This is a genomic window from Mannheimia sp. ZY171111, from assembly GCF_017750945.1.
GTDB lineage: Bacteria > Pseudomonadota > Gammaproteobacteria > Enterobacterales > Pasteurellaceae > Mannheimia > Mannheimia pernigra.
Map to the genome: position 1 here is coordinate 435,244 of NZ_CP046532.1, position 15,104 is coordinate 450,347.

The following is a 15,104-nucleotide window of genomic DNA, read 5'->3' on the forward strand; positions in this document are numbered from 1 at the left end:
TATCGCAAAAAACACCCCTATTTTTCAACTTTTAAGAGCATATTCCTTGTAATTTTTAGAATAACTCACCACTTTGTGCTCCACCCGACGGCGGAAGCCCTAATTGATCTGGAGAAGTTTGCATTGGAGGTTTTTCCGTATAACCTCTTTCAATCACATAGCGTTTTGTGGGCTCAGTTCCTTTAATAAAGAACTCTTTACGACCATCGCCTAAAAAACCACTGCTAGGATCAATTTTCACCTCAACAATATTTTTTGGCACAATCTCTTTTTCAACCTTTTTATCCGCTAATGCAACTTTCATATAGTTCGTCCAAGCTGGCAATGCTGTGGCTGAGCCTGAAGCGCCTTTACCTAAACGTTTATTATTATCAAAGCCAACATAAACTACGGTTGAAATATCTGCACCAAAGCCAGCATACCAGGTTGCTTTTGCATTATTAGTTGTACCTGTTTTACCACCTACATCAGCACGCTTAATTGTGTTTAACATTTTATAACTCGTCCCTCTCCAACCATATTCAGGCTCGCCAGTAACAGCGGTAGCTAAAGCACTACGCATTAAAAATGCTAATTCATTACTAATAACATGCGGTGCATAGCGTAATCCTTTAATGTGGTGAGAAGACTCTGCCATTAAACTAGGTGCACTTTTTTCAGCGTTATCGGCTTGTAATTCAGGTTCTATATCAGTGATATCTTCAACAACCTCTTCATTGTTATTAGATGTTGTTGTAGGCATAGTGCCAACCTGTGTTTCATCGTGAATTTTTACGGAATCGAAATATTGCGGTTCAGAATAAATAACAGGATGATTACAAAGTAAACAAGCGACAACAGGATTCGCTTGATAAAGCTCATAGCCTTGAGCATCAATAATGCGATCAATAATATATGGTTCAATTAAATAACCACCATTATTAAATACGGCATAAGCTCGGGCCATTTCTAATGGCGTGAAAGAAGCGGCACCTAATGCCAGAGATTCTGTCGCTACATATTGATTAGGGTTAAAGCCAAAACGTTGTAAATAGTCGGCGACATAATCAATTCCAGCCATTTGTAACACGCGAATTGCCACCATATTTCTAGACTTACCTAACGCAACTCTTACCCTTACTGGTCCACCATAAACTCCATCGGCATTTTTAGGTCTCCATTCTTTCTGTCCTTTCTTTTTAATGACAATCTGACCATCGCTGATTGTAGTAGAAAGACTTAAACCTTTATTCATTGCTGCTGTATAAATAAATGGCTTAATCGCAGATCCCACTTGCACTACAGATTGAGTTGCACGATTAAAACGGCTCTGCTCAAAACTAAAACCACCAACAATAGCTTCAATGGCTCCATTTTCACTATTAATTGAAACTAAAGCAGAGTTTACTTCTGGAATTTGACCTAAAGCCCACTCTTTGTTTTTATTTTGTCTCACCCAAATTTGTTCACCCACTTTTAGCCCTTTAGGAGCAAAAGAAGCATTAGTACGTTTTAAAGTGGACGTATCTCCATTTGCTAATAAAATAGCATACTTCGATTTATCTGCTTGCATTACTACCGCTGGCGTAAAAGGCTCTGATTTTGGCAATTTACTTAAATACTCGATAATTTTCTCATCATCCCAAGCTTCACTTCCTGTCCATAATTTTTCAGCACCACGCCAGCCATGTTTACGATCATAATCAATCAAGTTATCACGTAATGCATCTTGTGCCGCTTTTTGATCAGCTGAAAGCACCGTTGCATAAACTTTTAAGCCTTTATTGTAAGCAATATTTTCACCATAACGTTTTACAATTTCTTGACGAACCATCTCTGTAACATAATCAGCACGAAACTCTAACGCTGCACCATAATAATTAGCAACAATCGGCTCTGCTTTCGCTTTTTCGTATTCATCTCTGGTAATATCTCTGGTTTCAAGCATTCGTCCTAAAACGATATTACGACGCTCTTCAGCACGTTTTACGGAATAAAGCGGGTTCATCGTTGATGGTGCTTTTGGCAAACCTGCAATAATTGCAATTTCAGAAAGTGTTAAATCTTTCAACGCTTTATTGAAATAGGTTTTTGCTGCTGCAACAACACCATATGAGCGATATCCCAAATAAATCTTATTTAAGTAAAGCTCTAAAATTTCGTCTTTCGTTAGCACTTGCTCAATTTCTAATGCAAGAATAGCCTCTTTCACTTTACGCTCAAGGCTACGCTCAGGTGTTAAGAAAAAGTTTTTCGCTAACTGCTGAGTAATAGTACTCGCACCTTGTCTGTCACCCTGACTGATACGCCAAACTGCACGCATAATACCTTTAGGATCTATCCCTTTATGTTCATAAAAACGCGCATCCTCTGTAGCTAAAATCGCTTTTATCAGCATTGGAGGCACCTCTTCAAGATTGACAGGAATACGGCGTTCTTCCCCTACTTCACCAATTAATTTACCATCTAAGGTAAAAATCTGCATTGGTTGCTGCAACTGAACATTCTTAAGTGTTGCCACATCAGGCAAATCAGACTTGATGTGCATATAAAGTAAACCGCCAATTACCCCACCTAAAATTAGCAGTGAAAGTAAAGCACTAAATATTATTTTTGCGATCCGCATCGAAAAAATCTCTTTTGGTTAATGACTAAATATAAATTTAAAGCGAATATTAAGTTACTAAGTATAAGCGAAAACGCTGATTTAGCCTAACTAAATTACCATAAATTTTACTTAACTGTAGCGATTATGAAATTACTTAAATCATCAAAAAAGCCTTTACAGCCTACTATTATTGGCTTAAGCGAAAATGAACAATATTATTGTTTAGTCAAAAATGAGGAAAATACATTCAATGTATTTTGGCAGAAAAAGAGAGAAGGACTTGAATCTGCTATTCAAACAATAATGCAAAAAGATATGGCAAAATCCGGTAAAAATTTTAGCCTCGTACGTGCTATTCCCTACCAATACATTTGGAGAAAAACTGTTTTTATGTCGAAAAATCTTGATGAGATCCAATTACACCGACAAATTATTCTGATTTTAAAAAATGAACAGCCGCTTGCTATTGAATTACTTAATTTTGATTATCAGCGATTTCCGAGTAGTAATAACAATCTTGATAGAATTATCATCTATGCAATAAATAAAAAGTATGCCGAAAGTTTAAACCAATTTAGCAGTATATTAGATTGCGAGCTTCATTGTTATATGAGAGGTCTTTTTTATTTAATGAGTGAATATGATACTAAAAAATCTTTTAGTTTCTCTTTTAAGGAAAAAATATGCCAATTTACTGAAACAGAGCTCTATTTTTATGAAATAGCACCTGAAGATTGTATTCATTTATCTAACATTTCCATTACTGATATTGATATACAATCTGATGATGATAAACAACTTTATTGTCTCGCACTTGGAGCAAGTTTATGGAATGGCAAGGTATTGATTTAAGCGATAATAAAAAACGCAAATGGATACACATTGCTTATAGCAGTATCAAAAATATCACTTACATTGTGTTATTCACGGGCATTATCAGCTTATACCTTATATTTTATGGTTCAAACCAAAATACAAATATAAATATTCTCACACAACAGTTAGAGCAGAAAAAGAATGAGGCATTAGAATTTAAAAATAAAATCTTACTTCTGCAAAGTGGAGAAAATAATATTTTATCTTTTGCTGAAAATAATCAACTAGCAAAATTACTAACACTTATTAATAAATTACCATTAAAAAGAGGGGGGATAGAAGTAATACAAATCCATCAAGAAAACGAGCTACATTTAAAAATAAGTGGCAATTTAAGTGAGGAAGATGATTTTAAAAAGTTAGAACAATATCTATATAACCAAGATTTTGTTGAAACAAAAACAGAATCAGTGAGTGTAAATCATAAAAATGAAATCACCTTTGTTTTTAATATAAAGTATAAAGCGAGCTAATATGATCTTAATTAAAAATAAAATTAACGATATTTACTCCAACCCAAGCAGTAATCTTTTTAAAGCTATATATCTCATTAAGAAATATCAGAAAATCATACAATTATCTATATTTATTACATTTATAGTACTACCAATCACTTACATAATAAAAAATCACTTAGAAATTAATAATTTATTAGAAAAAATAGAAATCCAAAATAAAGAACTTGAGTATCAGAAGACCTCATACAAGAGTTTATTTAATAAAGGCAAAAGTGAAAAAACAGACTATAACTTAACCACCATTAATAATACAATAAAGAAAATTGCTCAAAAATATCACCTAAATATTAATAGTCTAAATTGGAATTTAGAACAAGGGAAAAGCATTGAGTTAAAAATAGTTGGCAATAGTCATTTACTGTTTAGCTTTATTAATGAAATAAATAAAACCAACTATTTAAAATATAACTTACTCACTTTAACCAAATCTACTCAAAACAAAAAAATTGAATTAAATGCCATATTAGTGGTTATAACAAATAAGGAATAATATGCGTAACTATTTACTCTCTTTTTTATTTATTAGTTCGAGTGTATTAGCTATAGATCCATTTTTTGGTGAACAATCTCATATAAAAAATGAATCCGATACAATTAACACGACGTTGGAAATTACAAAAAATTTGGAAAAATTAACCGCTTGTCAGCCTATAGAAAGAAAATCTCACTTAAATTTAGAGGCAGATTTTGAGAAGCTGAAACTTATTGGAATAATTAAGATTAATCAAAATTTTAGTGCCTTATTTATTGATGAAAAAGAGCAGTTATTTGAATTTAAAGAAACGGATTTAGTTAATAAAGAAATTGAAATAAAAAACATTAATCTTAAATCAATAACTTATATTAATTGGAAATTAACTCAAGATTGTAATATGCCTTACGAAATCACCTTAAAATTATAGAGGTTAGTATGTTTAGAATTTTTCTTTTTTTATTTATTAGCTCCTCATTAGCATTTGCTAACACAATTTCTCTTGCTGTGAAAAATGCACCCACTGCAACCATTTTGACTTATTTATCCGAAGAAATAGGAAAAAATATTGTTTTAGATGATAATATTCAAACAAAATCAACATTAAGATTAGAAAATAAATCCATTGACGATATATTCAAAGTAATAAGCACAATGAATAAATTATCGCTACATCAAGAAGGTGATGTTATTTATATCAGTAAAAAAGAAGAAAAATTGACCGATTTAAAAACAATTCCAATCGCTCATTTGCAAAATAATATAGAAAATACACCGCTTGTTACCACACCCAAACTCATTACTAAAACAATAAAACTACATTATGCTAAAGCCTCAGAAGTGATTGAATCTTTAACAAAAGGCAGCGGTACTTTTTTATCTGAAAATGGCTATATCCATTTTGATGAGCGAAGTAATAGTTTAATTATCAAAGACAGTACAAAATCACTTCAACACATAGAAAAGTTAGTTAAACAGCTTGACCAACCAACTGAGCAAATTGCAATTGAAGCACGCATTGTCACAATCAGCAGTGAACATTTACAAGAATTGGGGGTGCGTTGGGGAATGTTCTCAAAAGGGGCTGATCACTATAAATTTGGTGGGCGACTTGAAAGTAACGGATTAAGCAATGTTGCTAATAATCTCAATGTGAGTTTTCCTGTTACGAATGGTGCTTCAGCAGTTTTACAAGTCGCTTCTATTAATAGCCGAGTACTGGATCTGGAATTGAGTGCCTTAGAGCAAGAAAATAGTGTAGAAATTATCGCCAGCCCTCGCCTTTTGACTACGAATAAAAAACCAGCGAGTATCAAACAAGGGACAGAAATTCCTTATGTGATGTACAATAAAAAATCGGAAGCTACTAATGTGGAATTTAAAGAAGCCGTGCTGGGCTTAGAAGTTATTCCTCATCTTTCGACTGAAAATCAAATATTACTCGATCTGATTGTTACTCAAAATTCTCCTAATTCGCAATCAGGCAGTAGTGGCTTAGTGACTATTGATAAACAAGAATTGAATACACAAGTTTTTGCGAAACACGGCGAAACGATCGTTTTAGGCGGAGTTTTCCAACATTTAACGCAAAAAGGAGAAGATAAAGTACCTATTTTAGGTTCAATTCCCTTTATCAAACGCTTATTTAGCCAAACTCGAGATAAAATTAGCAAAAGAGAACTTGTGATTTTTGTTACCCCTTACATTATTCAATCAAATGAAAAATTAGGTGGTGTGAAAAAATCAAAATAGCCAAGATAAACGTGAGCAAAAATAGGGGAACTGTGATAAAATCAGCCGTCATTTTTTGTGTTACAGATTTAGAGGTTTTATGAAAGTTTCCCCACGTCGTCGTGCAAGAGAGTGTGCAATACAAGCCATTTATTCTTGGTATATTTCTAAAAATACAGTTGAAGAAGTGGAATTAGCGTTTATTGCCGATCAGGATATGAAAGGTGTGGATATGCCTTATTTCCGTAAACTTTTTCGTGGTGTTGTAAATAATGTTGAGGCAATTGATGAGGCATTGCGTCCTTTTTTAGATCGTCACGAGAACGACATTGATCCTATCGAGCGTTCCATTCTTCGCCTATCTGGCTATGAACTGAAATTTGAAGAGGATGTGCCTTTCCGTGTGGCAATCAATGAAGGTATTGAGGTGGCAAAAGTATTCGGTTCCGATGACAGCCACAAATATATCAACGGTATTTTAGATAAATTAGCACCCGCACTCGGTAGGAAATAAAATATTCCCCAATTTTTAGCTAAAATTGGGGATTTTGTTGAGCATAAAATTTAAGGATATTTTATGGGTGAATTTGATATTATCGAACGTTATTTCAATGCGTCTCAACGCCCAGCCCGTAGAGATGTGGTGCTGGCTATTGGCGATGACTGTGCTGTTACTTCACTTAAACTAAATCAACAACTTGCAATCACAACAGATACTTTAGTTTGTGGCACTCATTTTCTCCCTACAATTTCAGCAGCCGATCTTGCTTATAAATGTGTAGCGGTAAATTTAAGCGATCTTGCTTCAATGGGTGCAGAACCTGCTTGGATCTCTTTAGCCTTAACCTTACCTGAAATTAATCATAACTGGCTTGCTGAATTTAGTAAACATCTCTTTAATATTTTAGATCATTATAATGTTGACTTGATTGGTGGCGACACCACTAAAGGGCATTTATCCTTAACTCTTACCGCACAAGGGATTGTGCCACAAGATAAAGCGTTATTTCGCCATAATGCCAAAATTGGCGATTGGATCTATGTCTCAGGAACACTTGGTGACAGTGCAGGTGGTTTACAATTATTACTCAATCAAAAAACAGACAACGTAAATTGGAATAAAGATGAAAGCTACCTTATTCAACGTCATTTACGTCCAACACCTAGAGTATTGCTTGGTCTGACTATTGCCTCTATTGCTAATGCAGCAATTGATATTTCAGATGGCTTACTCTCTGATTTAGGCCATATTCTAAAACGCAGTCGCTGTGGTGCCATCATAAACCTCGATGATTTGCCACTTTCTGAATCGCTATTAAATTGCTACTCAAAAGAAAAAGCCGAACAGTTTGCATTAAGTGGTGGAGAAGATTACGAGCTTTGCTTTACTGTTCATAACGATAACAAACAAAAATTAGAAAAAGCCTTAACTAACATCGGTGTAAATTATACTTGCATCGGGCAAATTCGCTCAGCCAAAGAAGGATTAACCTTATTACGTCATAATGAAGCAGTAAGATTGCCCGCTAAAAGTGGATTTGACCATTTCAAAAAATAAATACAATGAAACCAATTGATCTTAAAAATCCCATTCATTTTATTGCCTTTGGATTTGGCTCAGGCTTGCTAACGCCTGCTCCAGGAACTTGGGGAAGCCTTGTCGGCATAATACTTTCCATTATCTTATGGACAATCGCTCAATCTAGCTTATTTTTTATTTTTCTAACGCTGGTTAGTTTTATTGCGGGTTGCTATATTTGTACAACAGCCAGCCAAGACCTCAATATTCACGATGATGGGCGAATTGTTTGGGACGAAATTACGGCTATCTTTCTAATGTTCGCTTATTTACCTGAATATAATCTATTAAGCTATGTACTGGCTTTTATCAGTTTCCGAATATTTGATATTATCAAACCGTTCCCAATCCGCTATTTCGACGAAAAATTAAAAGGCGGCTTAGGCATTATGTTAGATGATATTCTCGCCGCTATTTTCGCACTCGCTTCACTGTATATTTTGTACTATTTTATCTCACTATGCTGACGATTTTATTTATTCACTTAGCAGGGCTAGTAAGCCCTGGCCCTGATTTCTTTTATGTTGTAAGGCAATCTGCAAGCCATTCAATTAAAAAAGGCTTTTTAGCCGCAATCGGCATTTCTCTTGGCATTATTTTCTGGGCAAGTTTCGCCATTTTCGGATTAAGTTGGTTAAGCAAAAATATCGGCGAAATTTTCCAATATAGCATTATGCTGATAGGTGGCTGCTACCTTATTTATATAGGCTCAAAAATGGTAAGAGTAACTGCAAGCATTACTTTTACAGAACATAAAACCACACTCACACCGCTAAAGAACTGTGAAGAAATCCGAAAAGGCTTATTCATCAACATTTTCAATGCTAAAGCAGGAATTTACTTTACCAGCGTTATTTCTGCTTATTTAGGCAATTTTACAAAAACATCACAAATGTTTGAGTTACTCTTTTTATTTGTTATCAGCACATTGGCTTATTTTTGTGTGGTTGCACTGCTCTTTTCTCGCCGCCCAATAAGACAATTCTATGCCAAATATAGCCGCTATATTGATAACATCTCAGGCATAATTTTTATGCTGTTTGGGCTGATGTTGATTTATGAAGGATTTACCCATCTCATTAAATAACAAGCGGTCGTTTTTGACAAAAAATTTGCAAAATCCGCACAGAAAAAACAGTGTTATTTTATACAGTTTCTGCTATGCTACTGCCAACTCTAACTTTCGGATAAAACAATGATAGGACGATTACAGGGCAAAATTATTGAAAAACAGCCACCAGAAATTTTACTCGATGTGCAGGGTGTAGGCTACGAGCTACTGCTCCCAATGACGAGTTTTTACAACCTGCCACAAATAGGTGATGAAACCGCTATTTTTACTCATTTAGTAGTGCGTGAAGATGCTCACTTGCTCTTTGGTTTTTCGCAAAAACAAGATAGATCGTTATTTCGTGAACTGATTAAAACTAATGGAGTCGGTCCAAAACTTGCACTCGCTATTCTTTCAGCAATGTCAGTTTCACAATTTGTGACCGCCATTGAACAGGAAGAGTTAACAAAATTAACTAAAATTCCAGGAATTGGACGAAAAACCGCCGAGCGTTTACTTGTTGAGCTAAAAGGAAAATTTAAAGGCATTGAGCAAACTGACTTCTTTGTTGAAGCTTCAGATCACACTATAGTAAATCATACGCCAGATCCAGCGAATGAAGCCCTTGATGCTCTCATTTCGTTAGGTTATAAACCATCCGATGCAGAAAAAATGATTAAGAAAGTCAATAAATCTAACGCAACAAGTGAACAGCTCATTCGTGAGGCATTAAAAAATTCGTTATAAACATTAAATTATGATTGAAGCAGATAGAATCATCAGTGCCTCACCAAAACGTGAGGAAGAAGTCATCGACCGTGCAATTCGCCCTAAATTGCTCGCTAATTATGTTGGGCAGCCTTCTGTCCGTGATCAGATGGAAATCTTTATTAAAGCCGCTAAATTGCGTGATGAAGCTCTCGATCATTTACTTATTTTCGGGCCACCTGGTTTAGGTAAAACAACCCTTGCCAATATTGTGGCAAATGAAATGGGCGTGAATATCCGAACCACTTCTGGTCCAGTGTTAGAGAAAGCTGGCGACTTAGCTGCAATGCTGACTAATCTTGAGCCCTACGATGTTCTTTTCATTGATGAAATCCACCGCCTCTCGCCCGCTATTGAGGAAGTGCTTTACCCCGCAATGGAAGATTATCAACTTGATATTATGATTGGCGAAGGCCCCGCCGCACGCTCAATTAAGCTCGACTTACCCCCTTTTACCTTAGTGGGGGCAACTACGCGTGCTGGATCACTCACCTCACCATTACGAGATCGTTTTGGTATTGTACAACGATTGGAGTTTTATTCAGTCGACGATCTCACGTTAATTGTTAAACGCAGTGCCGACTGCCTCAATCTAAATTTATCAGCAGATGGCGCTTATGAAGTCGCTCGCCGCTCTCGTGGCACACCTCGTATTGCCAACCGCCTACTCCGCCGTGTACGAGATTATGCCGATGTTCGCAATAACGGTATTATTACGTCTGATATTGCAAAGCAAGCCTTAGCAATGCTTGATGTAGATTCTGAAGGATTTGATTTTATGGACATTAAATTACTACAAGCCATTGTAGAACGCTTTGATGGAGGGCCAGTGGGTTTAGATAACCTTGCGGCGGCTATCGGAGAAGAGCGAGATACAATTGAAGATGTGCTAGAGCCTTATCTCATTCAACAAGGCTTTCTACAACGCACACCAAGAGGCAGAATTGCGACGAATAGAACTTATGCACACCTTGGTATGACTAAAATTGATTAACTCACAAGCGGTTATTTTTGTGTAAAAATTTGCAAAATTTTAGGCAAAAACGACCGCTTGTAAATTGTTCTCTATGTCCAATAATACCTCACAATATGGAAGAACACAGGAGCAGAGAAACAAATTGAATCTACTCTATCTAACATTCCGCCGTGTCCTTTAATCATTCTGCCCCAATCTTTTACGCCATAATCTCGTTTAATTGCAGACATCACCAATCCGCCAAAAAAGCCCATTAAACAAATCACAAAACCAATAACACCTGCTTGTAACGTTGAGAATGGTGTAATAGGAGCAAGCAAGATTGCAATAGCAGTTGCACTTAAAATACCCCCTACTGTGCCGGCAACTGTTTTAGATGGCGATAGACTTGGCATAATTTTACGTTTACCGACTAATTTGCCCCAAATGTACTGCAATACATCACTTAATTGAACAATTGCAATTAAGAAAATCAGCAGTTGGATATTTTGATTTTTATCTAATCCTTGAACATTTAAGGTAAGCAATGCTGGAACGTGCGAAAGACAGAAAATACTAATCATCGCCGCCCATTGAATTTTGGCTGAACGCCCTAAAAAATGCTCGGTTTTGCCTGTTAAGCTCCCTACAATCGGCAATAATAAAAAGCCATAAACAGGAATAAAAATAGAGAACATTCCATACCATTCTGTCCACACAAAATAGTATTGTATCGGTAGTAGTAAATAGAAACAGACTACTAAGGCGTAATAGTCGTGCCTGTCTTGATAGACCAGCGTCATAAACTCTCGCAATGCAGCAAAAGAGATAAGGAAAAAGAGCAAAATTGAGCCGTTTTGCCCGAATGCAAAAGCAAATAACAACACAAAAAGCATTACCCACCAGGCATAGATACGAGCATTTAAATTCTCAATGGTATTCGTATTGCCTTTACGTTTTTTAAGCACAAAGCCAATTGCCGAAGCTAGCACTAAAATCCCGAAAAAAGAGAGAAAAATTGTACTCATTGTCATTATTTACTCCTTATGCGTTGGGGAAAGAGCAAGCAACGCTTGACGTGTGCGTTCGATAAAATCGGCTTTTTCTTCGCCTTCTTGCAATGAAATTGCTTCACCAAAACGAACCTGGCACATTAGCGGAATAGGCAAAATTGTTCCTTTTGGTAAAACTTGTTTCATATTATCAATCCAGACCGGTACAAATTGAATATTAGCTTGTTGTTTGGCGAGATGATAAATCCCACTTTTAAAAGGTTGTAGTACTTCTTCACTTAAATTACGTGTACCTTCCGGGAAAATAATCAGATTTTCGCCTGTTGAAAGCCGGTTAGCCATATTTTCAATCGCAAGTTGCGGATTATCACTGTTACGTTCTACCAACAATACATTAAAAACAGCATTCGCAATAAAACAGCGAATAGCTCCTTTCTGCCAATAATCCGCCCCAGCAACAGGGCGGGTTTTTAGGCGTAAATGTTGCGGTAATGAAATCCAAACTAAGATAAAATCACCGTGGCTATGATGATTTGCGTAATAAACCGTCGGTACGCTATTTTTAGTTAATTGTTGAGGACGAACACCCGTAATAAAAGAGGCAAAAAAGCAAATAATATGGTCAATAAATTTAGCGAGTAACCTTTTCATTCTGTTTCTCCAAAGAATTAAGTTCGGCTGAAATCGCCATTGTACGAACATAGCAAGTATAAGCGGTGCCAAGTGTGATAATAATTAAGGTTGCAGAAAGTGTATAAGCGGTTAAATTAAAATAGATTTCTACCGCAGCAAGCAAACAACCCACCGTGATTGCTGCCATTCTTTGTTGTTTTGCCATCGGACCTTGAAAACGTTGCGGTAATCCTAAACTTCCGCCAAAGATACGAATATAGGCAGTTAAAGCCGCCAACAATGCTGCCAGCCAGCCTAACCAGAAAAATGGTGTAGCATAGCCTAATGCAATTAAGAATAGACTGTCTGCCACCCTGTCTGGAAATTCATTAAAAATTGCTCCATTTGCGGTTTTCTTTCCGCCTTCTACTGCTACCATTCCATCAAACAGGTTACATAGCAGACGCATTTGCACCATCAAAGCACAGAAAATCAGAGCCGAAATAGATTGACTAAAAAATAAAGTTGCTGCACCTAATAAGGCAAACAACATACTTAAACACGAAATTTGATTAGGTGTTGGGAAGCTTTTACGGGCAAGCCAAGCCGCAAACCCTGCAAGCCATTTATTGTTGCGAGAACTTAACGGGCGGCGATTTTCTACCCTATTTTCAAAATACTCTGACATCATTTTTCCTTTTTAACATAAAACGATTTCAAGCTTAACCTCTATTTACAAAGCGGTTGATTTTAACCTCTAATTTGTAAAATATATAACAAGAAACTGCATTTCTAGCCTCTTTTATTCTTGGCTAATGATCGGACAATTACTCCTCGGCATAACCTGTTGAAGAGAGCTCTTTCCCATCTAAATAAGCTTTTCCGTTTTCAGCAAGTAAACGTCCCGAACAAAACCACTCAACTACCAACGGATAATATTGATGCTCCTGCTCAACCACACGAGCTACCACATCTTCAACTTCATCATTAGGGTAAATAGGTACTTTAGCTTGCAACACAATCGCTCCAGCATCAACTTCCTCATTAACAAAATGAATAGTTGTACCGTGTTCAGAATCACCAGCCTCGATCGCTCTTTGATATGTATTTAATCCTGGATATTTTGGCAATAATGAAGGGTGAATATTCAGAATTCTCCCCTCAAAACGCTGGGTAAACTCAGGTGTTAAAATTTTCATATAGCCTGCCAGAACAATTAACTCCGCCCCTAGCTTCTCAATTTGTTCTGCAATAGCGAAATCCATTGCTAAATTACTTTCATAATCTTTACGAGAAAATACAAAGGTTGGAATACCTGCCTTTTTAGCTCGCACTAAACCATACGCATCTGCCTTATTGCAAATTACACCGCAAATTTGACCGCTTGCATTAGCTGATTTCTGACTATCAATAATTGCCTGTAAATTAGAACCATTACCTGAAATTAATACCACAAATTTTTTCATTTTCATTACTTATTCAAAATTAATTATGGCTATATTATGCCTTGAATTAAATTTTCAGTACAGAAATTAAAAATAAAGAAGGAAAATAAGATGGCTGGGGTACTAGGATTCGAACCTAGGGATGCCGAGATCAAAACCCGGTGCCTTACCGCTTGGCGATACCCCAAATGAAAAAAACTAACTTACGTTAGCCTAACTATTAGATTGGAAAAATTGAAATTAGATGGCTGGGGTACTAGGATTCGAACCTAGGGATGCCGAGATCAAAACCCGGTGCCTTACCGCTTGGCGATACCCCAACACTAATTTTTGTTAATCGATAAATGGTGCGGGACGAGGGACTTGAACCCACACACCTCTCGGCGCCAGAACCTAAATCTGGTGCGTCTACCAATTTCGCCAGTCCCGCAATGGTGGCTACAGCGAGATTCGAACTTGCGACCCCAACATTATGAGTGTTGTGCTCTAACCAGCTGAGCTATGTAGCCATTTGCGTTCACCATTCGGTTAACGGAGTGCATTATGCTAATTTTAGTGCTTTCCGTCAAATACTTTTTCTTAAAAAATTTGATTTTTTAGCTCGCTTGTATACATATTCATCATTTTAATTAGAATCAAACAATTTTTGTTTATAAAATAATAGCTTATCTACTATTTAGCAGATTGCATCTCTTGTTTTAATTGCATTAGCACTGGTTCAATATCTGGGAATTCATCTTCCCACAACGCAAACGCAAAAGCCGCCTGCCCAACAAGCATACCTAATCCATCTTGATATTCTGTGGAACCACAATTTCTCGCATAATTGAGAAAAGGGGTTTTCATACCAACAGCATATTGCATATCGTAAATTTTTGCTGACGCCATTAGACTTTTCGGCAACTCTACATATTTACCTTGCAAACCTAACGAAGTGGCATTAATAATCAAATCAAACTGCTGCTCTGCTATCTCTTCTAAACAAGCGGTCTGAATTCTGCCAAATTTTGTAAATTTTTCAGCTAAAATCACCGCTTTATCTTCTGTACGATTATAAATACTAATTTCTAATCCAGCTTGAAGGAGTGGAAGAAGCACGCCTTTGGTTGCACCACCAGCTCCTAAAATTAAGGTTTTTTGCCCTACTTTTAACCAACCTAAACGCTTCAAATCAGCAACCAAACCTTTTCCATCCGTATTATCTGCATATAAACGGCCATCTTCCAAGCGTTTAAGTGTATTACACGACTCAGCTAATAAACAGCTATCGCTATATTCATCCGCCATTGCAAATGCTCGCTCCTTAAACGGAGACGTGATATTACAGCCTTTTGCCCCTAATTGAAAAAACTCCGCTAATTGTTTCTCAAAGGTAATTTCGTCTCCCAACTTAGCTACATATTCAATATTGCGTTGCATTTGTAAGCCGAAAAGCTGATGGATTCGAGGCGATTTACTTTGAGCAATTGGGTTACCCCAAACGGCATATTGATTCAT

The 15,104-nt window shown here is 36.5% G+C and carries 17 protein-coding genes and 4 tRNA genes; 11 read left to right on the forward strand and 10 right to left on the reverse strand.

The genetic code is table 11. The annotated features are described in order from the left end of the window. Window positions 1-55: 55 nt before the first annotated feature. Complete coding sequence (locus tag GM698_RS01940) at window positions 56-2,605, reverse strand: penicillin-binding protein 1A (RefSeq protein WP_176812337.1); 2,550 nt, start codon at window positions 2,603-2,605, stop codon at window positions 56-58. A gap of 126 nt (window positions 2,606-2,731) precedes the next feature. Between GM698_RS01940 and GM698_RS01945 the strand changes: the two genes are divergently transcribed. The 11 genes from GM698_RS01945 to ruvB all read left to right on the forward strand — a co-directional run bounded on the left by GM698_RS01945 (window position 2,732) and on the right by ruvB (window position 10,576). Continuing rightward, window positions 2,732-3,439: a competence protein ComA gene (locus GM698_RS01945; protein WP_209289578.1), complete on the forward strand. Its 708-nt coding sequence runs from the start codon at window positions 2,732-2,734 to the stop codon at window positions 3,437-3,439. Further along, complete coding sequence (locus tag GM698_RS01950) at window positions 3,415-3,936, forward strand: hypothetical protein (RefSeq protein ID WP_176808053.1); 522 nt, start codon at window positions 3,415-3,417, stop codon at window positions 3,934-3,936. Before GM698_RS01945 ends, GM698_RS01950 begins: the two co-directional genes overlap by 25 nt. Window position 3,937: 1 nt before the next feature. Next, a complete protein-coding gene (locus GM698_RS01955; RefSeq protein WP_176808052.1) occupies window positions 3,938-4,471 on the forward strand; it encodes a hypothetical protein in 534 nt (177 codons plus the stop codon). A gap of 1 nt (window position 4,472) precedes the next feature. Continuing rightward, window positions 4,473-4,883 carry a hypothetical protein gene (locus GM698_RS01960; protein ID WP_176808051.1) on the forward strand — a complete coding sequence of 137 codons (411 nt, stop codon included), beginning with the start codon at window positions 4,473-4,475 and terminating at the stop codon, window positions 4,881-4,883. Between the two features lie 8 nt (window positions 4,884-4,891). Then, window positions 4,892-6,205: a type IV pilus secretin PilQ gene (gene pilQ, locus GM698_RS01965; protein ID WP_176812332.1), complete on the forward strand. Its 1,314-nt coding sequence runs from the start codon at window positions 4,892-4,894 to the stop codon at window positions 6,203-6,205. A gap of 79 nt (window positions 6,206-6,284) precedes the next feature. After that, window positions 6,285-6,698, forward strand: a complete 414-nt coding sequence (nusB, locus tag GM698_RS01970; protein ID WP_176812331.1) for a transcription antitermination factor NusB — start codon at window positions 6,285-6,287, stop codon at window positions 6,696-6,698. A 63-nt stretch (window positions 6,699-6,761) separates the two neighbouring features. Next, complete coding sequence (gene thiL, locus GM698_RS01975) at window positions 6,762-7,742, forward strand: thiamine-phosphate kinase (RefSeq protein ID WP_176812330.1); 981 nt, start codon at window positions 6,762-6,764, stop codon at window positions 7,740-7,742. 5 nt (window positions 7,743-7,747) lie between these two features. Beyond that, window positions 7,748-8,230 (forward strand): phosphatidylglycerophosphatase A, encoded by a 483-nt coding sequence (locus GM698_RS01980; protein ID WP_176808048.1) that lies wholly within the window; start codon window positions 7,748-7,750, stop codon window positions 8,228-8,230. After that, entirely contained in the window at window positions 8,224-8,850 is a 627-nt protein-coding gene (locus tag GM698_RS01985; RefSeq protein ID WP_159629280.1) for a LysE family transporter, read from the forward strand. The genes GM698_RS01980 and GM698_RS01985 overlap by 7 nt, the downstream gene beginning before the upstream one ends. Before the next feature lie 108 nt (window positions 8,851-8,958). Continuing rightward, window positions 8,959-9,561, forward strand: a complete 603-nt coding sequence (gene ruvA / locus GM698_RS01990; RefSeq protein WP_209289579.1) for a Holliday junction branch migration protein RuvA — start codon at window positions 8,959-8,961, stop codon at window positions 9,559-9,561. A gap of 10 nt (window positions 9,562-9,571) precedes the next feature. Beyond that, window positions 9,572-10,576, forward strand: coding sequence for a Holliday junction branch migration DNA helicase RuvB (gene ruvB / locus GM698_RS01995; RefSeq protein WP_176808046.1), 1,005 nt, complete (start codon window positions 9,572-9,574; stop codon window positions 10,574-10,576). A 71-nt stretch (window positions 10,577-10,647) separates the two neighbouring features. Here ruvB and GM698_RS02000 read toward each other — a convergent pair whose 3' ends face one another. The 9 genes from GM698_RS02000 to aroE all read right to left on the reverse strand — a co-directional run bounded on the left by GM698_RS02000 (window position 10,648) and on the right by aroE (window position 15,104). After that, window positions 10,648-11,571 (reverse strand): phosphatidate cytidylyltransferase, encoded by a 924-nt coding sequence (locus GM698_RS02000; protein WP_209289580.1) that lies wholly within the window; start codon window positions 11,569-11,571, stop codon window positions 10,648-10,650. Window positions 11,572-11,574: 3 nt separating this feature from the next. Beyond that, window positions 11,575-12,201, reverse strand: coding sequence for a 1-acyl-sn-glycerol-3-phosphate acyltransferase (locus GM698_RS02005; protein ID WP_209289581.1), 627 nt, complete (start codon window positions 12,199-12,201; stop codon window positions 11,575-11,577). After that, window positions 12,182-12,850, reverse strand: a complete 669-nt coding sequence (locus GM698_RS02010; protein ID WP_245189278.1) for a CDP-alcohol phosphatidyltransferase family protein — start codon at window positions 12,848-12,850, stop codon at window positions 12,182-12,184. The genes GM698_RS02005 and GM698_RS02010 overlap by 20 nt, the downstream gene beginning before the upstream one ends. 139 nt (window positions 12,851-12,989) lie before the next feature. Next, the gene (gene purN / locus GM698_RS02015) at window positions 12,990-13,628 is read right to left on the reverse strand and encodes a phosphoribosylglycinamide formyltransferase (RefSeq protein ID WP_176809720.1); all 639 of its coding nucleotides are present in this window, start codon (window positions 13,626-13,628) and stop codon (window positions 12,990-12,992) included. 91 nt (window positions 13,629-13,719) lie between these two features. After that, window positions 13,720-13,794 (reverse strand) — tRNA-Gln (locus GM698_RS02020). A 58-nt stretch (window positions 13,795-13,852) separates the two neighbouring features. Continuing rightward, a tRNA-Gln gene (locus GM698_RS02025) sits at window positions 13,853-13,927 on the reverse strand. Between the two features lie 25 nt (window positions 13,928-13,952). Next, window positions 13,953-14,037: transfer RNA gene (locus GM698_RS02030), tRNA-Leu, on the reverse strand. Window positions 14,038-14,039: 2 nt separating this feature from the next. Beyond that, window positions 14,040-14,116, reverse strand: a tRNA-Met gene (locus GM698_RS02035). Window positions 14,117-14,279: 163 nt separating this feature from the next. Continuing rightward, a complete protein-coding gene (aroE, locus tag GM698_RS02040) occupies window positions 14,280-15,104 on the reverse strand; it encodes a shikimate dehydrogenase (protein ID WP_209289583.1) in 825 nt (274 codons plus the stop codon).